General features: G+C 40.4%; 20 protein-coding genes. 17 read left to right on the top strand and 3 right to left on the bottom strand.

The features are described 5' to 3' along the window. Window positions 1–460: 460 nt before the first annotated feature. Together I5M07_RS02210 and I5M07_RS02215 are read left to right on the top strand one after the other, a co-directional pair. The gene (locus I5M07_RS02210; RefSeq protein WP_200104556.1) at window positions 461–1,282 is read left to right on the top strand and encodes a hypothetical protein; all 822 of its coding nucleotides are present in this window, start codon (window positions 461–463) and stop codon (window positions 1,280–1,282) included. Window position 1,283: 1 nt separating this feature from the next. Continuing rightward, entirely contained in the window at window positions 1,284–4,694 is a 3,411-nt protein-coding gene (locus I5M07_RS02215; RefSeq protein WP_200104557.1) for a DEAD/DEAH box helicase, read from the top strand. Window positions 4,695–4,794: 100 nt separating this feature from the next. Here I5M07_RS02215 and I5M07_RS02220 read toward each other — a convergent pair whose 3' ends face one another. The 3 genes from I5M07_RS02220 to I5M07_RS02230 form a co-directional block, all read right to left on the bottom strand. After that, the gene (locus tag I5M07_RS02220; protein ID WP_200104558.1) at window positions 4,795–5,337 is read right to left on the bottom strand and encodes a hypothetical protein; all 543 of its coding nucleotides are present in this window, start codon (window positions 5,335–5,337) and stop codon (window positions 4,795–4,797) included. A 39-nt stretch (window positions 5,338–5,376) separates the two neighbouring features. Next, window positions 5,377–8,646 carry an SMEK domain-containing protein gene (locus I5M07_RS02225; protein WP_200104559.1) on the bottom strand — a complete coding sequence of 1,090 codons (3,270 nt, stop codon included), beginning with the start codon at window positions 8,644–8,646 and terminating at the stop codon, window positions 5,377–5,379. Window positions 8,647–8,866: 220 nt separating this feature from the next. After that, a complete protein-coding gene (locus I5M07_RS02230) occupies window positions 8,867–9,301 on the bottom strand; it encodes a DUF1810 domain-containing protein (RefSeq protein ID WP_200104560.1) in 435 nt (144 codons plus the stop codon). A gap of 315 nt (window positions 9,302–9,616) precedes the next feature. Between I5M07_RS02230 and I5M07_RS02235 the strand changes: the two genes are divergently transcribed. From I5M07_RS02235 to I5M07_RS02305, 15 genes are all read left to right on the top strand, one after another. After that, on the top strand, window positions 9,617–10,006 hold the full coding sequence (locus tag I5M07_RS02235) for a single-stranded DNA-binding protein (RefSeq protein ID WP_200104561.1): 390 nt from the start codon (window positions 9,617–9,619) through the stop codon (window positions 10,004–10,006). 44 nt (window positions 10,007–10,050) lie between these two features. Next, window positions 10,051–10,410, top strand: coding sequence for a DUF7222 domain-containing protein (locus I5M07_RS02240; RefSeq protein ID WP_200104562.1), 360 nt, complete (start codon window positions 10,051–10,053; stop codon window positions 10,408–10,410). Window positions 10,411–10,434: 24 nt separating this feature from the next. Beyond that, window positions 10,435–10,815 (top strand): PcfK-like family protein, encoded by a 381-nt coding sequence (locus tag I5M07_RS02245; protein WP_200104563.1) that lies wholly within the window; start codon window positions 10,435–10,437, stop codon window positions 10,813–10,815. Further along, window positions 10,812–12,128: a PcfJ domain-containing protein gene (locus tag I5M07_RS02250; protein ID WP_200104564.1), complete on the top strand. Its 1,317-nt coding sequence runs from the start codon at window positions 10,812–10,814 to the stop codon at window positions 12,126–12,128. Before I5M07_RS02245 ends, I5M07_RS02250 begins: the two co-directional genes overlap by 4 nt. 268 nt (window positions 12,129–12,396) lie before the next feature. After that, window positions 12,397–12,867, top strand: a complete 471-nt coding sequence (locus tag I5M07_RS02255) for a JAB domain-containing protein (RefSeq protein ID WP_200104565.1) — start codon at window positions 12,397–12,399, stop codon at window positions 12,865–12,867. Window positions 12,868–12,925: 58 nt separating this feature from the next. Further along, window positions 12,926–13,165 carry a DUF6965 family protein gene (locus I5M07_RS02260; protein WP_200104566.1) on the top strand — a complete coding sequence of 80 codons (240 nt, stop codon included), beginning with the start codon at window positions 12,926–12,928 and terminating at the stop codon, window positions 13,163–13,165. Window positions 13,166–13,334: 169 nt separating this feature from the next. Then, a complete protein-coding gene (gene dinB, locus I5M07_RS02265; RefSeq protein WP_200104567.1) occupies window positions 13,335–14,516 on the top strand; it encodes a DNA polymerase IV in 1,182 nt (393 codons plus the stop codon). A gap of 3 nt (window positions 14,517–14,519) precedes the next feature. Then, window positions 14,520–17,573, top strand: coding sequence for a DNA polymerase III subunit alpha (locus I5M07_RS02270; RefSeq protein ID WP_200104568.1), 3,054 nt, complete (start codon window positions 14,520–14,522; stop codon window positions 17,571–17,573). Between the two features lie 292 nt (window positions 17,574–17,865). After that, window positions 17,866–18,492, top strand: coding sequence for an SOS response-associated peptidase (locus tag I5M07_RS02275; protein ID WP_200104569.1), 627 nt, complete (start codon window positions 17,866–17,868; stop codon window positions 18,490–18,492). A gap of 10 nt (window positions 18,493–18,502) precedes the next feature. Next, window positions 18,503–18,928, top strand: coding sequence for a hypothetical protein (locus I5M07_RS02280; RefSeq protein WP_200104570.1), 426 nt, complete (start codon window positions 18,503–18,505; stop codon window positions 18,926–18,928). Window positions 18,929–19,568: 640 nt separating this feature from the next. Further along, window positions 19,569–20,948, top strand: a complete 1,380-nt coding sequence (locus I5M07_RS02285) for a hypothetical protein (protein ID WP_200104571.1) — start codon at window positions 19,569–19,571, stop codon at window positions 20,946–20,948. Window positions 20,949–21,155: 207 nt separating this feature from the next. Then, window positions 21,156–23,447 carry a Piwi domain-containing protein gene (locus I5M07_RS02290; protein WP_200104572.1) on the top strand — a complete coding sequence of 764 codons (2,292 nt, stop codon included), beginning with the start codon at window positions 21,156–21,158 and terminating at the stop codon, window positions 23,445–23,447. Beyond that, window positions 23,435–24,322, top strand: coding sequence for a hypothetical protein (locus tag I5M07_RS02295; RefSeq protein ID WP_200104573.1), 888 nt, complete (start codon window positions 23,435–23,437; stop codon window positions 24,320–24,322). Before I5M07_RS02290 ends, I5M07_RS02295 begins: the two co-directional genes overlap by 13 nt. A gap of 115 nt (window positions 24,323–24,437) precedes the next feature. Continuing rightward, on the top strand, window positions 24,438–25,292 hold the full coding sequence (locus I5M07_RS02300; RefSeq protein ID WP_200104574.1) for a tetratricopeptide repeat protein: 855 nt from the start codon (window positions 24,438–24,440) through the stop codon (window positions 25,290–25,292). 220 nt (window positions 25,293–25,512) lie between these two features. Continuing rightward, window positions 25,513–26,304: a hypothetical protein gene (locus tag I5M07_RS02305; protein WP_200104575.1), complete on the top strand. Its 792-nt coding sequence runs from the start codon at window positions 25,513–25,515 to the stop codon at window positions 26,302–26,304. The last annotated feature ends 41 nt before the right edge of the window (window positions 26,305–26,345 follow it).

The raw sequence follows: 26,345 nt of genomic DNA on the forward strand, positions 1-26,345 counted from the left end.
TTCTCAGCAGAAGAAAAAACAAAAATTGCTGTTAGCTGCTGGGGCATTTTATAATTTCTAGGGTATTTTCGTCCTGCTCTCCATGGTAATATTTTTCAGCCCATGCCAAAAAAAATCAGGCACATCAGTCAGACGGGTCAAGAGTGTCATGCGGGATTTCAATTTTCTTTCATGTGGTCTCCACAGGATTTCCAATGCTCTCCATTTAAATGTTTTTTTAATGCTTGAAATTATAAAATATTTAAATACCTATTCCAAAGTTAGTGACAGAAATTGTGGGACGATTTTCTTATGCTTTACGGAAACCCGTAGAATACTTTTCAAAACATTTTCTACTTTGCGCTTTAGAATAATTTAAGCTGGGAAAACAGGCAGTTTTTTGCGGATGCAAACACGTATTTCTACTGTAGTTTTCTTTATGCCTCTTTGCTTAATTTAGTCCCCTAATCCAATTCTAATTATGATTGAGCATTACTTTGACTACACTCAGGACAGAAAAGACTTCTGTTTTCAATTTTTCTATGTTACCCAAAATAAAAAAGTGGATGCGGCATTTCTTGAAGATCTGAAAGAGAAGGTTCTCTTATCATATCGCTCAATCGAGGCGCTTAAGTTTCATCTGAGCGAATCAACTGAGGACGAAATTAAAAAATATGTTACAGATTATGTAATACCGGAAAATGCCGGCATCATTGACCGCATTGTAAGGCAGGGGGACTGGGGAGAAATCGTGGCAGGACTGATCGTGGCAAATATTCAAAAACTTAGCATACCGATCCACAAGCTGCGATGGAAAATAAATAAGAACAAATCCGTATTTGGCACAGACTTGATCGCCTTTAATCTGGGAGATCCGATAACAGATATACATTATTATGAAATAAAGACCAGGGTTGCCTCGCATCAAAAAGAAGGTAAACAACCCAATCGCAACTATATCTCAATCATTGCCCACAATAGCCTTGCAAAAGAAAACAATATGCCCAATGAAATGCTGGCTGACTTTCTTATGAGGTATTATGTCGAGCAGAACGACTATGCATCTGCCGCAAAATTTAAAGACATCGTTAAGAATCCTTCAGCTTACAACAGAAATTTTGAATTGTTTTTTATTGTGGAAGAGAACAATTACACTGACACAATTTTTGATGAGCTTCACAACCTTCCACCGCAGCTTGCCCCTTTGCGCGTAACCGTAATTATTATTAAAGATCTGCAGAAAATTATTGATGAAACATGGCAGGATATTGAACAGCGTTTAGTGGACATGATAAAAAAATAAAATGACTAGACAGGAATACACCCAGTTTATTGACAGCGAAGTTAGGAATGTCTTGAAAGACACTACCCTTGCCAGCTACAAGAACCAGATTTTCGCCTGGCGCCTTAATGCATCCTTTACAAGATCGTTCCAGATTGATTATTTGTGGAACCGTGCAGTATTGCTTTCAAGCAGCTGCGCATATCTGCTGGAGCAGGACGGCGACACAAGAATAATTACTACAGGGTTGAAATCCAGCGCGGAAATCTTTGAATATCTAAGCGAACTCAAAGAATTAGCAGAGCTTTATGATAAGGACTCTGTCCTTCTTCTCTCTGCATTGTGCTATGACCTGTCCGGATATCAGGCAAATGCCTATTGTATTGCGCAGCAGATTGGTGAATTCATATTTGATGACGAAAGATCCAAAACAAGCACTGATTCCGAAAGCTACATCGTTAGGCAGATAACCTGTATTCTTTTAAAAAAAATACCCGAGGCCAAGGCCAATATCCAGGCTACGGATGATCTCGGCATTACGCTTTTTAATGATGCTTTGTCAAAATGGTGTGATGCTATTTTCAAGCTTTCTGAAGAGGCAGGATATGAAGAAGCGTTTGAGAGAGTCTACCGATATTATCTAAACAGGCACAATATTTTTATCTCGCATCTTCTTTTTCTTTTAAAGATACGCATTACAGTTTTTGAGAACAAATCAATATGGAACGCGCTCAAAAGAAACGGGCATATTGCCGAGAGCAAAGTTTGGAGGAAATATGTAAAACTTTTAGCGCATGATTATTATGACAGTAATTCTATAAAAAATATCGAGAACCGCAGATCAGTATTTGAACTCTGGACTTCCCAGCATAGGGCAATCGAGCAAGGGCTTCTTGAAAGAAATGAAAACTTTGTCGTTCAAATGCCCACCAGCGCCGGCAAAACTTTCATTGCTGAACTTTCCATTTTAAAAAACCTTACTGAGTTTCCTGACAAGAAATGCATTTATGTGGCACCCTTCAGGGCGCTTACAAGCGAAAAAGAGATTGAGCTTGCAAGATACTTTTCCAAGCTCGGCTACTCAGTCTCCGCCCTTTCCGGGAGCTATGAAGTGGACAGCTTCCAGGATGTAATAATCTCCCAGACAGATGTCCTGATAGCTACTCCCGAAAAAATCGATATGCTCGTTCGAATAAATCCCGAACTCTTTAAAGGCATTTCCCTAATGGTTGTGGATGAAGGCCACATTATCGGCGAAGTGAGCACAAGAGCAGCTTTGCTGGAATTTTTGATCATACGATTGAAAATTAAATTTCCTGAAATAGCATTCTTGTTCATTTCGGCAGTTATGCCTCCAAAAAATGCAGACCAATATGCGCAGTGGCTTAGCGGCGAGCAGGAGAACGTGCTGCGGTCTCTTCAGTTTCCGGACAGTCCCGTAACTGAAGAATGGGAACCTACACGTAAATTGATCGGCAGCTTCACCTGGACGAAAGGGGGGAGCCAGATCGGATTTAAAAATTTTGAAGAAACTGAAACGCTCGCTGCAATCGGGAACTCATTTGTACCAAATTACCTCATCCAAAAAGAAATTGGAGGAAAGTTTCCTTCTGGAAGAACTAAGCCTGCAACTACTGCAGCTCTGGCCTACAGAATGTCTCTCGAAGGCAATACACTGGTGTTCTGCGGACAGCCTAGACTTACCCTGACCATTGCAAAACATCTATTGAAGATCTTACAGGGTATTGACATCGATCTGCCGGAATGGTTTGAGGCCGATGAGGACAAAGAATCTTTTTATTACGCAAAAATGTGGTATGGAGAAGACGATCCCATAACGCAGTCTATCAGGCATGGTATTGGAATTCATTTCGGAGATATGCCTGAACAGGTAAGGAATTCTGTAGAGCATGATTACCGTACAGGCAGATTAAGAGTGCTGCTTTCGAGCAATACGGTCGGACAGGGCCTTAATTTTCCAATTAAGAACTTGATTTTTTACAATCTGGCGATTGGACATAGCGACCAGGGACAGATATTGATTTCAAAGAGGGACTTTTGGAATATTGTCGGAAGAGCTGGACGCGCTGGCAAAGAAACAGAAGGAAAAATAATTTTTGTAATAAATACCCCTATTGACCTGAATAATTATAAAGAATTCACCAATAGGGATAATCTGGAGGAAGCAGACAGCCTATTCTCTAAAGTCATTAATACATATAACCGCAGGAGAATTAGCCGCATGGTTCGTGACAGGCACTTGTCAATTTTATCTGAAACATTTCTGATGGAAATGTTTACCGAGGAAATCATTGGGACTGATTATGAAGAAATCATAAACGATATTATAGAAAACAGCCTTTTCAAATTCCAGCTTGATGAGGATGACCTTGAACTGATAAAAAGGTCTTTCCGCAGTACTTTTAAGAAATTTGAGGAAAATCTTGACGTCTCTGATGCTGAAATATATAAGCAGTCCGGTTTTACTTACGACAGCAATATCATAATAGATGACTTTATCATCAAGCATCTGGAAGAACTGAACGGCTATTTGGAAGATGACAATCATTTTGATTTCTGCAGGCTTGTTTTTGAGTTTTTGCTTGATGCAGAATTAGAGGAACTGGATGATCGCAAGCTGACAAATATCGGTCTTACTGTCGAGATGCATTATCCAATCATAGAAATGTGGATTTCGGGCGAGCCTCTCGAAGAAATTATCGAACAGTGGAAAAAGAATAAAAGCATAGAGAGTTTCCATCTGTTTCTTTCAAAAGGTCTTTATTATCTGTATCCATGGGCATTTACTGCCTTTACCAACATTATGATTTACAGGCTCGGAATTGAAAGGGATGATGTACCGTATAATATTGCCAACTTATCATCCTACCTGAAATATGGACTTCCTGATTCAGCAGGATGCTTGGCCAGATCGCTTGGAATTAAGAACAGGGATGCGGTCGTTGTGCTTACCGAACTGGCATCCGGACGAACAGGTCCTGATTTTATAAAATGGCTTTCAAATTTGAGTACTGGCAGAATCAATAGTTTGGAGCTTTCAGTATTTGATAGGGAAAATATTATCAGCATAAGCAGAAAACTTACGCCTCACCGTTTCAACGCTCTTCCCGATGTATTTTCTTTTACAGTGGAAGCAACCTCGGAATTTATTGGTTATCGCATAAGCTCCCGTAGGGTTCAAGAAGGTGCCGTTCTTGAATATAGGAGGGTACGAGGCAAGAATAATCCATATGCCATCTATTTATTATACAAAGGGCATCGCATTGGACGCGTGCCTGCAGAGTACAGCAAGGTCATTTCAGCTGAAATCGACATTAATGATGCCGATTATCTGGTGACAGTCAAAGAGGTTATTGCCCACGGAAACTACAACAGTATAATCGTAGAAATGACTTTGATGGATCTGCTTTAAAAACAGAACGCACATTGCGAAATAAAATGGATTGATTTGGTTTTTCTAGTTTTTGCTTTTTACATGGCAGATAGCAACATCTTTTTAACAAATCGAATTTTTATAATCCGGAATCGCTTGCGCCGAGTATATGGGCGGCGGCTGATTTTCTCCATCTGAGAACTGAATCTTTTATAGCAATTAGGTCCCAGTTCTCATCAAGGAGATCCAGCCCCCTAAAGACGGCGGACTCTGTAATGTCGCATTGTTTATCCGTATTGAGATTAAACTGGGAAAGCACTCTTTTGGTATGATTGTGGAACTCCTCATTATCATCTTCTTTATGTTTTATATAATTGGCTAGACATATTATGAGTTCAATATTTGTGTAGCCTGAAGCAGGCAGGATATCTCCGTGCCTGTAATGCTCCAGCTGAAGCTGCTTTCCTCCTTGTTCCGTAAGGTCCTTTATCGAGGCATTTATATAATTTTGAAAAGCGATGAATGCAAGTCCAAAAATATGCTCTGAATCTTCCATAAAAAAAAGTGCGTCATACCATCGGTTCTTTTCGCCAAAGCGCTGGAACTCCTTGATAGAACTGCTCAGGCCTTTGATGACCATGTTCAGGCTGCTGGCCCTGTAATCAACCTCTTTGTAATGCATTAAATATTTCTTTTTAAGTTTGTTTATTCTGCTTTCAAATTACAGCCTTGCTTTAATCTGTTTTAATGCGACAACAGCATTTCTGCCGTAAACCGGGCTGCCGGTTGTCTGCTGCAGCAGGGATAGGTCTGCTGCATTTCCATAAGCCCCAATCTTATCGATAGCGAATCTTATGATTGCATCGCCACTGTCAAACCCATATCTGGCATTTCCTGCAACGGGATCTGCAACGCCTTTCCTGCAAGCTTCAAGCAGCTTATCCGGAAACAGATCATAAATCCCCTTGATAGATGTATTCTCATTTTCATAGAACCGGACAGGAAAATGTGTCTGATAATAAGAAAACTCGAGCTCTTTCAGTATATAAATGGCATAAAGGGCATTGGATTGAAATAGAAGCTGGAATATTGGGGCACAATTCTTTCTTATTTCCTGCTCGCTTATATTGGTCCTGTTTATCCAATAATACAATTTGGCGCATGTATGCTGAAAATCCGGATCCGCATCCTCTGCGGCAATATTTTCAATTTCAAAGTTGTATCTGCCCAAAATCGCATTAGCCGCTATCCAGGTTTTGACTTGTTCATAACGCAGTATTGACTCGCTCTCCGGCTTGTCCAGATAATGCAGAATATACTTGCAGCATCCTTCGCCATGAAGCTGCTCGGACATAAATATAAGGCCGGGAACAAAAAGTGAATTCTCGCTATGATAGCGCACCGCCATCGAATAAAAGATTCTTTTGGAATCTTCCTCCAGTTCCTGCAATGATTCAAAATAGGCTCTGTTATAGGGATGATCGAACTGGTTGGAATATAAATAAAATGCTTCCCTCCATGACTCTTCAGTTTCCGGCTTCTCCAGCAATTTACTTATCTCCAATTTTACGGTTTCTTTATGAGATTCCGTATCTTCATCAAGCGCATCCAGATCAGCAAGCGCCTCAAGAACCAAAGTAGAAATCCAGCCGTTTCTTGTTTCGCTCAGGATTGTTTCCAAAGCATTTACCAATGCCTGCTGCTGCATACCATCAGTGGCACAGTGTGGTACAAACCACAATACTTCCACCTTGAGATGATAGGGAATTATGTTCCATGAAGCGGTTAGCGCCTCATGGATGATAGGATACAAGATAGCACCGCTCAAGTTGAAGCGCAGCATATGCAGTAGAAAATACAGCTGTCCCGAAGTAACTTCGGAAGGAAGCTGCTCCCTGATCTTCTGGTCTGCAATTTTAGGCTCATGTCCCAAAGTAAAAACGCCTGAATTGGCAAGATCGAAAAGCTGCGAAATTCCCGGTACAGTCTCATAATTTCTATATGAAACATATGCAGCTGCAAACAAACCGTTTCTAAGGCTAATCTTCTGTTCTTTGGCTTCTTCAAATAAGGCCTTATAAAATTCCTTGATTCTGTTTTCTACGATCCCGATAATGGAAAGGATTTCCTGCAGATGTTCCGCTTCCGACAATTTAAAAGCAAGCACCTGCAGAAATAATTTATCGCTATACGTCCAGCTTGCCTCGGAATCAGAATGCGCTTCCACAGGAAAATTCTTGTCTGAAGTTATTGCAAAGTAAATTTCCTCCGCTTCAAGGCGCAATTTTTCAATAACCCTCACGACGCTTTCCTCTGCCCAATTCCTGCAGTACTCACCTGCTTCCCCTTTAATGATATCCTGAATGAGCGCAATATCAGTTACGTTTTCCAACAGGCTGTTTCTGAGCACAGGGTCGTCAACTGCGCCTATTATCAAAAGTCTCTTCTCATCATTTCTGGGAGATTTGAATTCTGAAATCAATTCCTCGGCTTTATTGCTGAATCTTATAACTGCATCTGCAGTAAAAAAATTTAAGATCATTTCATGTTCGAAACTTACTTTTGTAAAATCCCTAACCAGAATGTGTTCTTTTAGGCAGCGTTCCAAAATTAGGTCGGATATATTATGCTTCTGCATTATGATGTTTAGCTGGCGCAGGGAGATGGAAAAGGTGATTTCTTTGGACATCCAGTCCGCTGCCAGTAAAAGAAGGAGCATTGCCTGGGTTTCAAATCCGGCAAGCTTTTTTCTCACGTAGAGTTCAAACAGACTGAACCGGCTTATCCTATCAGCTCCGAACTCACCTATTTCTCCAACCATTTTTGCCTCCTGCGCTGTGGAAACATTCTCCAATACAGGCATTAGCTTTTCAGAATAATTTGAATATTTTGCTGCAATGGCCGCTTTAAGCCCTATATCCGGCAATGACATTCTCAGAAAATCAGCCTCGAGGCTTTCAAAATCTGCACTGTGGTCCTGAGCTGTTATTATATAAAATATTTCGTGCTCGTTTGAGATTTCGGCAAGCTGGCCCAGCAATACAGCCGCTTTTGACGAATCGCATTCGTTGATACCATCTAAAACTAAAAATATCTTTTTTCCGGCTTCATTGCAGATTTCAAAAAAATCAGACGCTGAACTGAAGCCGTTTTTAATGACTTCTTCATCAATCATCCTGATAAGTCCCGTTTCAAAATATTTGGCTTCCAGTAGCAGCGGAACCATCCCATCACTGTTGTTCAGGGCCCAGGCTTTCGCCAGAAGCGACTTTCCGCATCCCGATCTTCCCAGAATAATTTTTCCCTGCTTACCAAAAGGCAGCCCGAAAAGCTTGCGCGCATCATAATGTATCTGGTCCTCTCCCAAATAGGTATAGACGATGACATCAGGCGAAGGAAGGTTGGCTTTTGCTGCATCAGTAAAGTTTTTTATCAGTGAGCCGCAATCGAGAGCTGCTGCTGTTTGGTTCTTTGCTCCATTCCCAAACTCAATTTCCAGAAATTTCTTTATTTTGTTGAAACGCACATTATCATCCCAGAAAATTGCTTCAATTTCTGAAAGGAGATCTGATACAAACAGGATGTCTTTGGATTGGTCAAAAATTTCATCGTATCCTTCTATTTTGGAGAACTTTTTCTTCTTTGTGCTCAATATAAGGAACTTTACTCCATTTGTGAATTTTTTGGAAAGCCCTAATTCTTTAAAGGTTTTAAGGTTTTTCTTTATTTTGTTTGCACTGCTGTCTGATGTAATCTGAAAAGCAATTTTCGAAGAAGCCGCATTTCCAAGGTCAACACCTGGGAAATTTTTCCTCTCTTTATTTAAATCCCGAAGATTATGTTCATATATCAGGTTAAGCAGCCTGAGACAGACTCCTTCCGATACTCTATTGATGTCAAAGTAATTCAGAGAATTTGAAATTTCAATCTCGTAAATCCACTTTTTGATGTACTCCTTAATTTCGCTGACTTCTTTCTGCTGGTTTGACATTCTTCTTTATGATGCTATCTTAATTTCCAAATTTAATAAATATTGCGTTGAATCTTAAATCCAATTAAACGAATTTGTTGTTCAAGGAAGTGCGCCTAAATGTATAAGAAGTGGCTTGAAACTGTATACCAAATTACCATTTCCGTGGGCTGCTTTAAAATCTATCTTTATCTTTTATATATAAGTCTTCTATCGAGGCAATGAAATAAAAAATGTTTTTTTAGGTTGCGGATTCCTTTAAAATCTGCAGTGTCTTTTCGTCCATTTCTCCATTATAATATTTCACAAGCACCTGCCTGAAACAATCAGACGTATCAGGCAGATGGCTGAACAGTGTCATGCAGGATTTCAGTTTTCTTTCATCTGCCCTTCCCAGAATTTCCAGTGCCGATTTATTCTCGATTTGAAGCATTGCGAGTGTAATTTCCACAAGACGTGCGCCCAGTGTCGGATGATTAAGATAATGTGAGGCTTCCTGCAGATTTTCAATGCCGTAAAAGATATTATAATCCGTGAAGCCCAGTCCTCTTAATTGGGGAAAAACAAACCACATCCAGTGGGTCTGTTTGCTGCCCGCCTTGATCTCTCTCAGTGCATTGCCGTAGGTTTCCCGCTGCGCCTCTAAAAAACGGTCCAGATCATATTGCTTTTCCATTGCAGTACATTTTTATCCCTTGAAATTACAAAATAATTCAATGCCGTTCCCAAAACAGGCATCTGAAGTTGGTGCTGTCTGCCGTAAAGATTGATAAAGAAATTTTCAATGAAAACGGATTAAAAGAGCCGCGAAAATAGCACCCGCAGGCTCCTGCATGCGCATAACGGCCTTGCCGCCCTTCGGGACTTATAGCACTCCGGATCCTTTATCGGATGCTTGATTTTGTGCTTTCTTTTTTCCCGTTTTTCTTTTGAAAAATTTCATGCGGGGCTTGAGAAAAAACAGATAAACATTCATTTAAAATCTTACATCATGGAAATCTCAGGACGAATTACAAAAGATGCCGTAACGGCAAAAGTTTCAAATGACAGAGAGGTGGTAAATTTCTCCATCGCAGTAAACGACAGCTACAGACCTAAAGGGGCTAGCGAACTTAAAAAGATTGTGACCTACATCGACTGCTCCTATTGGATGGGTTCCAAAATGGCGCAATGGCTTAAAAAAGGCACTATGGTCGAACTCTTCGGGCGCATTGGTCTGAATGTCTACACCAATGCCGAGGGCAAAGCGCTCGGCTCGCTGACCTTTCACACCAGTAATATCAAAATACTGGTTTTCCCGAAAACAGAAAATGCCTCAGCTGTTCCCGCAGTGCAGAAGAAAAGCACGCCTAAAGACGAGCCTGACGACCTGCCTTTCTAAATCATGCACACATTTATTTTTTATACACGCCTAAAGACAATATTATGCAAGCCTTATCAAAATCCAACTACAGCGAATACCGCGTAGCCGATGCCTTTAATGGGATAATACTCAAAAGCATCACTTCCTATGACGGAAAAAAAAGAGAACAGCTGAAATCATTCTTTCTTGATATGCAGCAGGGGGGCTGCGTGAGCGGTATGATTTCCGAATTTATCTACCACGCAGACTGCAAAGAATTTTACATCGAGCATATCGATGACCTTGAAAATATCAGAACCGAACTCGAAGAGGCAATTGGCGAAGCGATTGAAAACCGATTCCAAGCCCCTCACTACACTTTTGTATGCTGGCTCTGCTTTGAAGAATACTGCTATGACCTCTATTCAAGGCTTTTTGAATAACAGTTTAATCTTAAATCTTCTCTTATGAAAGCTACAGAACAATTCAAATCCGTAATGGAGAATTACCTAATTGATAAGGCGCAGAACGATACTGCTTTTGCGCCTGCCTTTGCCAAGCATTCCAAAAACCTAGAAAGCTGTTTCAATTACATTTTCGGAGAGGTCAAAAAAACAGGATGCTGCGCTTTTGATAATCAGGAAATCTATGACATGGCTGTCAAATACTATACCGATGATTCAATCGGTGTTCCTCCACCAATCAGCTGCAAGGCTGTTGTCGCTCCGCCTGCAAAAGCTGATTTATTCTCGGCTGCTCCTGCGGTATCTGAAACTCCAATTCAGAAAACCGAAGTGCCAAAACCTGTAAAACCTGCTACCCAAACCTTAACCCTCTTTGACCTATGACACCGAAAACCATCATCGAGAAACAGATTACTGAATTAAGCAGTAATCTGAAACCCATTACTTCACAAACGCAGTCTTGGGCGGAAAAAAATATTTTCCTGAAATGGGCGGTGCTCTCAAGAGGAAAATTCCACTGCTTGGAATGCGCCCACTCGTGGAAGCCCGATAGCCAAAGACAGTCCTGCCAAAAGTATATCAATTGTACTGCCTGTCAGGGCAGACTAAAAATGCATCAGTACAATCAGGTGCATTTCAAGGAAATCGAATACTTCTCCATTTTGCAGACCTGCGGCGGTTTTCAAGTAGTGCGCATCATCTGTTCATACAAACATATGAAAAAGAATTTTCAGCCGTCTTATTTTCATAAGGAAGTCATGCAGCATTGGATAAGTGCCGACGGCGAAGTCCGAACCATGTCGCTCAGCACTAATGTATTAGCACAGGTCTATGACCAATGGAAATTTTATTCCCCTCTTGAAGTACGCCCAAAAGATTTTCAAGGCGGCCAAAAATACCGAATCAATCCTTATAAGATTTACCCTAAGATGAAAGTGCTGCCCATATTGAAAAGAAACGGTTTCAAGACCTCCGTGCATGGCATTGCACCGCAGATACTCTTTACCGCACTTTTGAAAGACCCCGTTTCAGAAACACTTTTAAAATCGGCGCAGAACTCCCTGCTGAAACATTACCTGACTTCCCATGAGCAGCATCTGCGTGAAAACTGGCAGGCAGTGAAAACCTGTCTTAAACACCACTATAAAATTCAGGACATCAAAATTTGGGAGGATTATATTACGCTGCTCAGATGGTTTAAAAAAGACCTAACTTCCCCTGCTCTTGTCTGCCCCCAAAACTTGGACGATGCGCATGACAGGCTTGTTGCCAAAAAAAGGGATATTCAAAGAAGAAAGCATCTTGCGCAGCTGCGCGCCGAAATACAGCAGGCAGAGCCGATTTATGAAAACGATAAAAAACAGTTCTTGGGACTTTCTTTTACCGATAATGACCTTACCGTAAAAGTCCTTGACCGTGTGCAGGACTTTCTTACAGAGGGTGACACCCTGCACCACTGCGTATTTACCAATGAATATTTTAAAAAGAAAGATTCTCTGATACTGTCTGCGCAGATTGAGAACAAACCTATTGAAACCATTGAAATTTCCCTTTCAAAAATGGAAATCATCCAATGCAGGGGGAATCGAAATAAAGCCACTAAACACCACAGCAGGATTCTGAGGATTATACATAAGAACCTGCCTGAGATTGCCAAACGGTTGAAAAAACAGAAAAAGCAGACCGCTTCCGCTTAAACCATTTTACTATTTATGCCGCAGACTTGCACTGCGGTTTTTTTTCGGCGCGCAGACACTTTAAGGCGAACGGGGCAGTCCTGGTTTAGGGGCTATTGGGGAATGTTAAGTCAATTTCACCACAAAGTTCGGACACGGCTTTCGGTTCTCCGCAAAAAATTCCCCCATAAATGCAGGGCTGCACTCCTGCTTTATTGCGTTGCTTTCTGCGTTCGCTCAGCCCTGCCCGGGCAACGGTGCTGTAATTAATCTTAAAACTACAGCGGCTATGAAAAATCAAAATCAAAACACAGACTGGCAGAAAGTATCAGAAATCGAACTGATCTATAAAACCAAAGTAAAAAGTGCTGAAAGACCCTATATCAGCTCATCCAAAGATGCTTACCGAATTCTGCTCGACAGCTGGGATCACGGGAAAATAGAATTCTTCGAGCAGTTCAAAGTGCTTTTGCTCAACCAGTCCAACAGGGTTCTGGGAATCTACGAGGTCTCCTCAGGAGGCATTGCAGGGACTGTGGTTGATATGCGCCTGCTTTTCGCGGCAGCCCTGAAAGCAGCCGCCGTCGGGATCATCATCACCCACAACCATCCCTCAGGAAAAACAGCGCCTTCAGAGGCCGACAGAAACATGACCCGAAAAATCCATGAAGCGGGAAAGCTGCTGGACATACCGCTGCTTGACCACATCATCGTGACTCCTTATACCTATTACTCTTTTGCAGATGAAGGCGCCCTATAAGGGCGTTTTCATCTTTCATGCCCTTGGTCTGTTCTGGTTTTTTAAGTAATTTTGCCCTATGAATCATGAAGAAATAAAACGCCATTTTGAGAACAATCCTCCCCCAAAGGAAGTTAGATTGACGGAATGGGCAAATATCACCGACACGCAGGTTTTCCTCAACAGCTGCTATTCGACTATAAGAAACTTTAACGGCCCGATAGACCGATGCCCTGCATGGTGGCATCTGCGGGATTTTTACATTCTAATGAAGAAAACAGCCGGCCAGCCGACCGGCGAAGAGCCTGCTTCAGAATAATTCTGATCCTTCCGTAAATTCTTAATAAAGCAAAAAAGCACCTAAATCGGTGCTTTTTTTATGCCCTGAAAAATAAGGCTTTTTAAATTTTGTTATTAATTAGAACATTTTATTTTTAAAAATTGTTATTGCCTGTACTAATTTTGACTGGTATAAAATGATTAAGATTATGAGCCGGGCAATTGTACATATCGACATGAACACGTTTTTCGTATCCTGCGAAAGGCTGACAAATTCAGAACTTAACGGCATACCGCTTATCATCGGCGGCGGTGACAGAGGCGTTGTGGCTTCGTGCTCTTATGAAGCTCGAAAATTCGGCGTGCGTTCTGCCATGCCTATCCACATGGCCATGAAACTCTGCCCTCAGGCAAAAATTATGAAAGGCGACATGGAACTCTACTCCAGGCTTTCCCACGACATTACCGAGATCATTCAGGAAAAGGCGCCCGTGGTGGAAAAAGCCAGCATTGATGAATTTTATCTGGACATTACCGGCATGGATAAATTCTACGGCAGCTACAGATGGACAGACGAGCTCGCCCAGCGCATCACCAAAGAAACGGGGCTTCCCCTAACCTTTGCGCTTTCGGTCAACAAAACCGTTTCTAAAATTGGAACCGGCGAAGGCAAGCAGAAGCAGAACCTGGAGATTCCCGAGCATCTGGTGCAGTCCTTTTTGAATCCGCTCTCCATCCGAAAAATCCCGATGGTCGGCCAGAAAACCTTTGAGCTCCTTTCCCGAATCGGCATCCGCACCATCCAGACACTCTCTGAAATGCCTGCCGAATCCCTGCAGCAGATGATCGGCAAAAACGGAACCGAACTCTGGAAAAAAGCCAATGGTATTGACAACACGCCGGTCGAACCCTACACGGAGAGAAAGTCAATTTCAACCGAACATACCTTTTCCCAGGATACAATTGATGTATTAAAATTAAACAGAATTCTGCAGGGAATGGTGGAGAAACTGGCCTATCAGCTGCGCGCCGAAGAGTGGCTCACCTCAACGGTGACCGTTAAAATAAGATACGCCAATTTTGATACCGAAACCAAGCAGTCAAGGGTGCCCTACACCTCAGCGGATCATATTCTGACCCATACGGTGACGGATCTCTTTACCAAGCTCTACCAGCGAAGGATGAGACTGCGCCTTATAGGAGTCCGCTTCAGCGGCCTTGTCAGGGGAACCTACCAGATTGACCTATTCAATGACACCGAAGAAATGCTCGCACTCTACCAGGCCATGGACAGAATGAAGACCCGTTACGGCTTTGATGCCGTGATGAGATGCGCCGGCGCCTCTTTCAAACCAAATACTAAAGACGAAATTTTAAAACGCAAAAAATAAATCATGTACCTCAACTGCCACTCTTTTCATTCGCTGCGCTACGGCACCATTCCGCTGGATGATCTGATCAGACAGGCAGCGGATTGCGGTGTCACGGCGGCAGCCTTGACCGATATCAATACCGTTACAGGGATTTATGATTTTATAAAAGGATGTGAAGCCTCAGGCATAAAACCGCTTGTCGGGATAGAATTCCGCTGCAGGCATAAATTTCGCTATATCGGCCTTGCCAAAAATGCTGAAGGGCTTGCCCAAATGAACCGCTTTCTGACCGATCATAATTTCAGCGGCGCTCCGCTTCCGCAAAAGGCTCCGTCTTTTGATTCGGTTTATGTTATCTATACGCTGGAAAATACGCCGGCAGAGCTCAGCGAAAATGAATATATAGGCATCCAGCCTGACCAGCTCGGCAGGCTTTTTATGCCTGAGCTTAAAAAGAAGATTTCCAAAATGGTTATCCTTCAGCCTGTGGTATTCCGCACCAAAAGGGAATACAACCTGCACCGGATCCTGCGCGCGGTTGACCTCAACGAGCTTTTATCGAAACTAGGGCCTGATGACTGCTGCAAGAAATCCGATATGATGATTCCTGAAGCGGAACTTATCGGGCTGTATAAAGATTATCCCGAGATCATCCAAAATACAAGGTACATCATCGAGCACTGTAATTTCAAGTATGATTTCGAGAGTCCGAAAAACAAAAAACATTATACCAAAAATAAAGCGGGAGACATTGCCCTTTTGACCACCCTTGCCGAAGAAGGTCTGGTCTGGCGCTATGGAAGACATAACGCCGAAGCAAAGGCGCGTGTGGAGAAAGAACTTAAAGTCATCAATGATCTTGAATTCAGCGGGTATTTCCTCATTACCTGGGATATCATACGCTACAGCAACAGCCGCGGTTTCCTGCATATCGGAAGGGGCTCGGGAGCCAACAGCATTATCGCCTACTGTCTGGGAATAACAGACATCTGCCCTTTGGAGCTTGACCTCTATTTTGAGCGTTTTCTGAATGAGAACCGCAAGAGTCCTCCCGATTTTGATATAGACTGGTCATGGAAAGAGCGTGACGTGATCCTGAAATATATCTTCGACCGCTACGGTTATGAAAATGTGGCGTTTTGCGGCACCAATGTGGAATTCAAATACCGCTCGATTTTCCGCGAGGTCGGCAAGGTATTTGGACTTCCGAAAGACGAGCTGGACATGCTGGCCAAGAATCCCATGAAACTCCACCAGACCAATTCCATTGTCAATCTCGTGCAGGAATACGGTATGATGCTCGAAAAATATCCCAATATGCGAAGCATGCATTCCTGCGGAATCCTGATCTCGGAAGAACCGCTTACCAATTACACGCCGCTGGAAATGCCTCCGAAAGGATTCCCGATTGTGCTGTTTGATATGCATACGGCTGAAGATATCGGCTTTGACAAGTTTGACATCCTCAGCCAGAGAGGCATCGGGCATATTGATGACACGGTAAAAATAATTGAACAAAATAGAGGCATTCGGATCAATATCCGCGACACGAGAATCTCAAAAAACGAACCATCCGCAAACGTGTATCTTGCCGAGGGACGAACCATAGGATGCTTTTACATTGAAAGCCCGGCGATGCGGGGACTGTTGCGCCGTCTGAAATGCGATAACTATAAAACACTTGTGGCAGCATCGTCAATCATCCGCCCAGGAGTAGCGCAGTCCGGAATGATGAAGGAATATATTTTCCGTCATAACAACCCATCAAAATTTGAATATTTTCATCCGGTTTTTGAAAAGGAGCTTGGAGAAACATACGGTATTATGGTCTATCAGGAAGACGTGATCAAAATTGCCCTGCATTACGGCGGGCTTTCGGCCGCAGACGGAGATATCCTAAGGCGTGCCATGTCGGGGAAGGGACGCTCAAAAGCCGCGCTTCAGAAAGTAAAGGACGATTTCTTTATCGCGGCCGCGGCAAAGGGGCATCCCGAACAGCTGAGCCAGGAAATCTACCGCCAGATCGAATCCTTTGCAGGCTATTCCTTCTGCAAGGCGCATTCTGCCTCCTATGCCGTGGAAAGCTACCAGAGCCTTTATCTTAAGGTGCACTACCCTATTGAATTTATGGTTGCTGTGATCAATAATCAGGGAGGATTTTACCGAACGGAAATCTATATCCACGAAGCCAGAATGGCCGGTGCTGTTATCCATACTCCCTGCGTGAACAAAAGCGGATATGAGACTTCTCTTTACGGCAGCGATATCTATCTGGGCTTTATGCACCTGCAGGGTCTGGATTCCAAACTCTCACAGTTCATCGCTACAGAGCGAGAGAGAAACGGCATCTATAAATCGCTGGAAGATTTTATAAACAGGGTTCCGATGGGAATTGAGAATGTAAAGACGCTTATTTTTATCGGCGCTTTCCGCTTTACGGGAAAAACAAAAAACCAGCTGCTGGTGCAGGTCAGCCTTCTGATGAATAATTTCAAACCCGAGAACCGCGGGCTTATGCTCATTGAACAGCCTGCCAAAGAATTTAAGCTGCCTGTTCTGGAGCGCTCGATATTTGAAGACGCTTTTGATGAAATTGAGCTTCTGAATTTCCCGGTATCCTGCACCGTTTTTGATCTGCTTCAGACCAGACACCGCGGGGACGTGATGGTGCGGGATTTATTAAAATACCATAAAAAGCAGGTCCGCATGCTGGCCTACCTCATCTCGACCAAACAGGTCCCGACAAAAAGGGGCAATATGTATTTCGGGACATGGATCGATCATGAAGGAGCCTATTTTGATACGGCGCATTTCCCGGATAGTCTGGTAAATAATCCATTTCAGGGAGGCGGCTGCTACCTGCTTTTAGGAACCGTGGAAATTGATTACCATTTTCCTACGATCACAATTTCCAGAATGGCGAAAATGCCCTTTATCCCTGATCCAAGATATTCGGACTCGGAAAAAAAGTACACCACACAGCACAATATCAAACAGGATGTCAGCAGCACCCATAGGCAGCCTTATCCGCAGGATCATGAAATTAATCTGCCGCGCCACAGAATGAAATTTTGAATATTTATTTATGTAAAGTCCTAATAATGAATTAAATTTGATAGAGAAGCAAGAAAAGGAAAAGAAAAATAAGCATAAAGCACATCAGTTTTCTGCTGTTTGTTTTCCTAAGCTTTTGCTTTCGATGCTCATTTTCTTTTATGAGCCTTTCAATGCGTTTAATATCTATTGGGTAAGATTCCATAAGATCGTTTTGCCAAACTTAAGCGCAATTAAAAAGACAAAAGCCCTTTTAAGGGCTTACCTGTGTCAGGATAAGACATTTTTAAAACAGCCTTAAAAACGGAAAATTATGTGTTATTACACCCAGCAGAATGCTTCAATAGAAGATCTAAAAAGACGCTTTAATGCAGAACTCGACAATGAAGAGACTTATCTGCAGTCGGATTTCATAAACGGATTTTCACATCCCAACATCCCTGTGATACTGAATTCCTCTCCACATCTTATCACAACGGATTACACCTGGGGGCTTCTGCCTTCCTGGGCAAAAGACATTGAGTTTAGAAAAAATACCCTTAATGCCCGCATTGAATCCATTGATGAGAAGGCGTCATTCAAGAATATAACCCATAACCGATGCCTTATAATCGCATCTGCCTATTACGAATGGCATTGGAATGATGAGAAGGGAAAAAGCAAGGACAAGTACCAGATCAACTCGCAGGATGATGAAATCTTCACTTTTGCAGGTTTGTATTCATCCTGGACGGATCCCGTCACAGATGAAATTAAAAACACCTATACCATGGTAACCACAAAAGCCAACAGACTAATGGACTTCATACATAACCACAAGCACAGAATGCCCATCATGCTTAAAAAGCAGGATGAAACCGCTTGGCTGGACCAGTCAGTGGCTATAACCGAATTTGCTTTTCCCTACGAAGGAAATTTAATCGCACTTCCGTCAAATTAATACCAATTTTATGAAACAGGATATCGATTATTTCAATGGCATGAGCACCGAAGATCTGCTTAATAGATTTATGGAGAAGCTGTATTCCAAGACAGAATTCATACAATATAATGACCCTGATGATTTTTTCGATCCGGAACAGGAATACGGAAACCACATAACACAATGTATTGCTGAAGAAAGAGATTTTATACGAGAATTAATCCGAAGTACATCTGCTAAAGCTGGAGTAATATTAACTGAGGAGCGGATTGAAGAAATGGTGCAACAGAAAAGAGAAGAGATCAACAAACGGACCGGATCGGCAATCGAAGACTATATTGAAAAGGTTTCAGTTACTTATATTGATCCTGTTCGGGAATGTGAACAAAAATTTCTTTTGCAGAGATGGCTGTGCAGATTTTGGAAGTTTCTAAAATTACTGTTTACTAAATAAAGTTTGAAACAAAAAAAATTTTTTCAATGTAGAGCGGTGATTAGAATCGTTAAGCGCTATATATATTTCATAATATTTAACGTGCAAAATAAATATTGATTTAATTAGTAACTTAGAATGCTTATGAAATACTGAAGCAATAACTATTGATCCCTGCTTCCTTAACTCCCGCTCCGCCCTTTAAAAAAATTGTTTTCAAAAGAAAAAACAGAAAAAAAGAAAGCAAGAATCAAGCGTCAGTTAAAGGATGCGGAGTGCTATAAGTCCCGAAGGGCGGACGAAAGGTAACTGGAATCCGTTATGCGCATGCAGCAGACGGCTGACGCTATCTTAGCTGCCCTTTTTAGCCGTTTCGAGTGAAAACAGTAGTAAGTTTACCAATTATGGAAAACCGTAAAACCCTAATATCATTTAGTCCTAAGTTTACCTTACGGAATAACGTAAAAATATATCAGCAGTATGCAACATTCATTAGGGTTTCAGTTTTGCACTAAAATAATAAAGTTTAAAGATGGATCGCTAAAACCCGTATTTCTACTGATTCAAAAAATTTTACAAATGCTACTTTTGGAGTCTACTGCACTTTCAAAAAATTTCCTTTGATCTATTTTCTTTTTAACTAGTAAAATTCAAACCAACTATGACGACGAGAATTCCAATAACAGAACTAATTTTTCCTGAATATGATGACAAAGATGTGATCGCTGCCTTTGACTATTTTATGACATTTATGACACCCGACCAATGGCACAAAAGAAAACAGGCAATTGAAGAATATCTCAGTAATTTCCACTCTGACTCTCCACCTCTTTCAAAACCCGTATCGGACGGACTGTTACTAGTAATTGAAAAAGACAGAATAGGCTGGTATCTTTATCTGGTACACTGCTTAATACATGAACCCCATAAGTATGAGTATTATCAGGGGGCACGCATTGTCCCTATTTTTAAACGTATCGGATTGGACATTGATCTGCTTCCTTCCCTTGATGGACTCAGAAAAAAAATCAGCGATCTCATAAAAAAAAGACCAATTGAAGCGGACCAGATCCTGTTTGAATTTCTAGCTGCACTTGCCTGGAAAAGGAATGGCTACCAAGTAGAATTCCTTCCAGAAGAGGCTGACAAAACCCCTGATCTTTTAGTCCGAAAAGAAGATAAATCTTATCAGGTGGAATGCAAGAGACAGCAGAAATCAGGCAGTTATTTTTATGAGGAAACCCTACTGCGTCAAAAAATGGTGCACCATATCATACCATTTGTTTTAGCGCATAACTACCTATTGGAAATTACTTTTCATGTAGAATTAAAAACACTGCCCGAAACTTATCTGATCGATTTGTTCAGACTCGAAAATTCAAAAATAAAAGAAAAAAACTGGAGGCTGTCTAACGAAAAAATTGAGATAATCGCATCAACGTTTGATCTGAAAATGATTAATGCGCAGCTTTTAAAATATCACATAAAGTACAATTCACCACAATTACTAGAATTGCTGGCAAAAAAACCTATCGATTATGAAGGTTTTACGGTAGCACTCAATTCGACAGGATATCATGTGGGAGAAGGTCTGGCGAATAACCGGTATATTCATAAGATTACTAATGCCGCAGGGATTAAATGTACATGTGATTCTCTTCAAGCGTATGTCGGAAAAGCCCGCGATCTTGACGGACTGCTTGCCAAAGCTTTAAGACAGTTGACGCTTCCCTATGAAGCTGTTATTCATATTGGAATGGAAACTTTTGACGGTCCGGCAGTTGAAAGGGAAAGATTAAAAAAAATAGTTAAGACAATTGAAAGCATAAATCCGGAAAAAACCAGATTAAGCTGGCTCTTTACTCATTTTTTTCAGTCTTATTCCAGAAGTAATCAAGAATGGATATTTGATGAGTCTGTTGATGTCGCCTCTTCCTATGTTGTACCAATAACCCCTCTGCCTAAAAATTTTCTTGTCATTCCGGAAGAAGCAGATATCATAAATAACAGCAGGCACTGGGACCGCCCATTGCCACAATAAACTCTATATGAACAAACCTACTTATATAGTACGGAAGAGATCAAATAAAACTTTGCAAAAACTAAAGCAGTTACAAATAAATTATATAAATTACTGACAAAATTTACTTATCTATACATAACCAAACTTAATCTTAATTTGCGTCAAGCTAAATGGCCGTTTTGCTCACTAGCAAGCTGTTAGAAGATTAATAATTAACCACACCTTATGCAGCTAAATTACTTTCCAATAGAATTTGAATTCGAAAAATACCAGCTCAATGCTGAACCCTACAGTCATGAGCGCCTTGGCGAATTACGGGCATTACATAATAATACGCACTCTTTTTTTAGGAACGGCGATCTAATTTACATATCCAATAAAGACGACAATACCGGCACTGCAATTGGTAGTTTAGCTGAACGCAGTATATTTGGCAATTCCCAAATTACAGCATCGCTCATTAAACATTTGTTCTTCCGCACTTTCAAGGAGCGCTTCCAGCAGCACACGCCTGTTGATTTTTATCCGTTCCGTTTTTTCTCTGGACAGCAACGAGACGATATCATCTTTGATTTCCTCCCGGACAATCTGAAGAACCGTATAGGCTATAAAAAACTAATTGAAGTGCAGCTTCGTCTAACGGAAATAGAAAACAAAAAGCAATTTGGATTTTTAATCAACATTAAACGCAATTGGATTTTTGATAAAACCTGTGCAGAGCTGCATTCCGAAAATTATAACTTGATCGGTGCTGAGGTGTTACACGCGGAAACTTTGCCGGGACTTACAAATATCCTGGCACCCAACGAGGACTTCATAGGGGAGATTCTTTCTATAAGTGGAACAAAAGCAAAAATTAATACCAATGAGGGCGAAAAAGAATATGATTTGGGCGAACTTTTTATCCGTAAAACCAAACGTAGCATAGGAAATTATCTTGCATTTGCAATCTCTCAGGAAAAAAGTGATGAAATATTAAGGCTCATAGAGAATAAAAGATCTGATATTTATGATACAAAGAAACTATATAGTGAAATTAACAGTATAGCAAAAGCGCTTTTTACTGAGAATGGCAACCCGGTACTGTTTCAAAACAAGGATGGTTTCTGTTTTACAGTTAAATCGAGTCCATTAACAGTTTACAACAGTATTGAAATCAAGCCACCTACTTTCATTTTTGATCCTGCCGCAACAAAAACAACAAATTCCTTTCCTGATAACGGCCTTAACAATTTCGGCCCTTATGACAGTAACATCTTTGATATCAAATCTCCCAATGTTTTGTGCGTATGCAACAAAACAATTAGAGGAAATTTTACGCAATTTCTATCTAACCTAAGGGATGGCTTGCCACAGTCAAGGTATTTCCAAAAAGGGTTGCAAAAAAAGTACGACCTGCATAGTGTATCGTTTAATATTAAAGAAATCCAAAGCAATACCTTAGAACAGTACTTGAAAGCAATAACTGACGATGACGATAGCAAACCACATTTAGCCATCATTGAAATACCCGAAAATTTTAAACAATATAGTGATCAGACCAACCCCTACTATCAAATAAAAGCAAAACTTTTAGCTCTTGAGATACCAATTCAATTTATTACGACCAGGATTATCAATAATTACAATGAGTATATCCTTAACTCGATAGCTTTACAAATTTATGCAAAACTGGGAGGAACTCCGTGGGTCCTGCCGACGCAGCGTTCTGTGGATCGCGAACTGGTAATCGGTATCGGTCACAGCTGGCTTAGAAAAAATCAATATACTGGATCAGAATCCAACCGTGTAGTCGGAATTACAACATTTCTTTCCAGTGACGGACAATACCTCCTTGGAGATAAGGTTAAAGACGTATCATATGAAAATTATTTTGATGAACTCTTAAAAAGTCTTAAACAATCCATAGATAGGCTTTCATCTGAACAAGGCTGGAATGACGATGAGACTGTGCGCCTAATATTTCACATTTTCAAACCAATTAAAAATACAGAATTTGATGTGATTACCCAGCTCATAAAAGACATTTCACAATACAGAATAAAATTTGCTTTTGTTACTATTGGTAATATACATCCGACCACATTATTTGACATCAATCAGCCAGGAATTGGTTCCTATGGATCAACTGTCAAAAAAGGCGAATACATACCGGTGCGGGGAAGCAACGTTTTCCTTGATTCGGAAACCTGCATTGTTCAAATGTTGGGCGCAAGCGAATTAAAAACGTCTAAACACGGAATGAGCAAACCAATCCAGATTAAAATTCTCACGCCTCAGGGCAACTATAATAATACGGAGATAAATGATATGTTATTCTATGATTTGACCTACATAACACAGCAGATTTTTTCCTTTACTTATTTGTCATGGAGAAGTTTTCTGCCTGGTGAAGAACCGGCCACAATGAAATATTCAAATCTGATTTCAAGACTTTTGGGAAAAATGAGAAACGTTCAGGGCTGGGATCCTGATACACTAAAATATGGATTAAAACGAAAAAAATGGTTTCTATAGACAACAGAATCACCTACAAGGACAGGATAAAAAGCAGTGCAAAACTTGTCGCATTTGACCAATTTTTAAGCGGTTCTGCCGTTAATTTGAATCTTAATTCAGAAGTTAGTGATTCCGACAAGCAGTTTGTGAATATGATTGCAGCAATCCAAACAAATAACAAGACCGCTTTTGAGCAGATTTACTCGTTAAAAAGCAAGAGTAATCCCAGCAGGGATTCACCAGCTCCCTTTGTAAATGACGATTATTTGATTTTAATTTTAATTATTGGTATCCAAAAATTTGGTTTTGATGCGAACTGGATAAAAAATATTCTCTCCATACGCAGCAGAAACATTATAACTATTACGCTTGAAAATATTCTAAATAAAAATTACTCCAGTACAAGCAATCAAATGGAAGTTGTCTTAGTTTATTTAAACCTGTATGATCGATCATTCATTAATAACCAACTTCTTAACAACACCTTTAAAAGCATAATGGACAATACGGTATTGTTTGAAAATAGAAATGATTTCCAAATCTTGTCTGCGCTAAGGGCATATGAACTAATTATTGAATTGAAAGAAGGGCCTGAAGGAAGTGAAATGCATCTGCTTAAAAAATTTAATGACAGTTTCATTCGCAGAGCAAAAATCTTATCCTGGTTATTACAAGCAAGTCTTTTTTCATTCGCGGTTTATGAGTTACTAAAACTTCCTGTTTATTCTCCTGAATTTGTTAAAAAAATTAATGATTATGGCTATGTATTTACGTTAATAGGAGCATCCGGCATCACTGTATTAAGTAATCAATTAAGTTTCATCAAACGAAAATCGCAAGAATTTACAATGAGGTTATTAGGTTATCCCAAAGAAATGCTTAAACAATCGTAATTGATTGTATGTACTTAATACTAACAGTACTGGAATTATTTAAAGTCTAACGGTTTAACAATAGCAGCTCTTTGGTCTTTTAAAAACAAAAACCAAAATAAAAAAACACATAACTATGGGCAATACATCTGAAAAACCAATAGTACAGAAACAGTATGGCAATACCTGGGAATTTGTATATCCCCTGTCCATTATTGATGAAAGAGTCAGTGATGAATTTTGGGAAGCTGTCGAATTTCTGGATGATAGTGACCTGATTGCGGAAAAAATGCTGAAAAAACTGGTTTTAGAGCATCCCTATTATATAGATGCTTATGTTCATCTCAGCATTGCATATCGTAGTCAGGAAAAAACCTTTGAAAGTCTTCTGACTGCTGAGAAGGCATTTAATGTGGGGATCGGATGCCTGCCAAAAGCATTTAACCTAAAAAAAGACCAACTGATATGGCCTATGTCTGATAACAGACCTTTTTTAAGGGCATGCCAAAATTGGGGAGTTGAGCTGCAATATCATACAAAATATTCCGAAGCTGTTGAAATCTACAGGTTAAATCTAGCTTTGAATCCCGAAGATCATCAGGGCATCAGATATCTCCTGCTGGAGACCTTATTTGCGTTAAAAGATTACAAACAGGCTGAAGATCTATTAAATCAATATCCAGACGATTTTACTATAGAATTTAAATTTGGCATAGTTGCAGTTCATATCCTGAATGATAATTTGAAGCTGGCGGATCAGCATTTAGAGGAAGCTGTCCAGACCAATACTTTCTTTATCGATGAAGTAACCAGAACCAAACATGTAAAGCCGCTTCCTTACAGGATTCCGGGTGAACCCAACTTTGATGCCGGCATCCCGACACGGTCAGTTCAGGAAGCATATGGGTATTGGGAGAGAAATAAAGAGCTTTATCACAATAAGAAGATTATAAGCTATTTCAAAACTGTCCAAAAATCAGATACTCGATAATGATTCTTTAAAAACGTCGGACACATATACAAATTACCTAAAACCTTAAACAACCATTTTTATAAAATAGGTCACTTAAGAAAACATAAATTTTATTTTAGGTGCAAAATAGGTGCATTCAGATCCAGAACCAAATTAAAACTCTGCGAAACAAACATTTAAGAGATTAAGTTCGAAACATTTGCATCCTACATCACAAAAAAGAACATAATCCTATCTAATGTATAAACTCGCTTTAGCCCTTAAGTCCGATCATAAGCCAATTATAAATTTCAGCAGTGCAGACAGGGATAAAATAAACAATTTAATTGACCAGCTCGTAAAAAACCAAAAAATAAGCTGGTCTTTCAGCCTTCTGGAAAAAAACTTCAAAACGCTTTTTTCGAATACAGATCAGGAATTCAAGACACTTTCCCTAAATTCTCAATACACTTGGGAACAGTTGGAAAATGCGACCCTGGAGGTCAACCGGAACCTGCTTAATTATCTGGCTTCACAAAATACGTATTTGGACCACGCCCGTTTTTATCTGTCAAGAACTTTTGGTAAAGAATCTGAGCAATTGAAATTGTTCGATAAAAAAGCAAGCGAAGTTTTTGACAATCATTTCGCTTACAGGTTTCTATACAAAATGAGAAATTTCACAGTTCACTGCGGCTTTTCCTTGTGTTCGATTACTATCCAGAAATCAAGCAAAAATGTTATTTTCATACCTAAGTTCTTGATTTCCGAATTAAAGGACGGATTCGACTGGGGTAAGATTGTAAAAGAGGACCTAAGTGAAATAAAAGAAGATTTTTCAGCATTTGACGTTATTCATCAATCATTTGAATGTTTTAAACAACTCAACTATTGCCTGTCTTCCATTATAAAAACACTAACTGATGAAACTACTAAAACTGCTTTAAATATCTTGACTATTTCAAAAGAAGATTTACATAAATATTGTTTTTTAATCGAATACGAAAATGAGACCAAGATTGGGGAAATTCCCATTCACTACTTTAAATAACAGTTTTGGATAAAAGCGCCATAAAGTCAGTTTTATATATT

The sequence above is a fragment of the Flavobacterium agrisoli genome, from assembly GCF_016522065.1.
Classification (GTDB): domain Bacteria; phylum Bacteroidota; class Bacteroidia; order Flavobacteriales; family Flavobacteriaceae; genus Flavobacterium; species Flavobacterium agrisoli.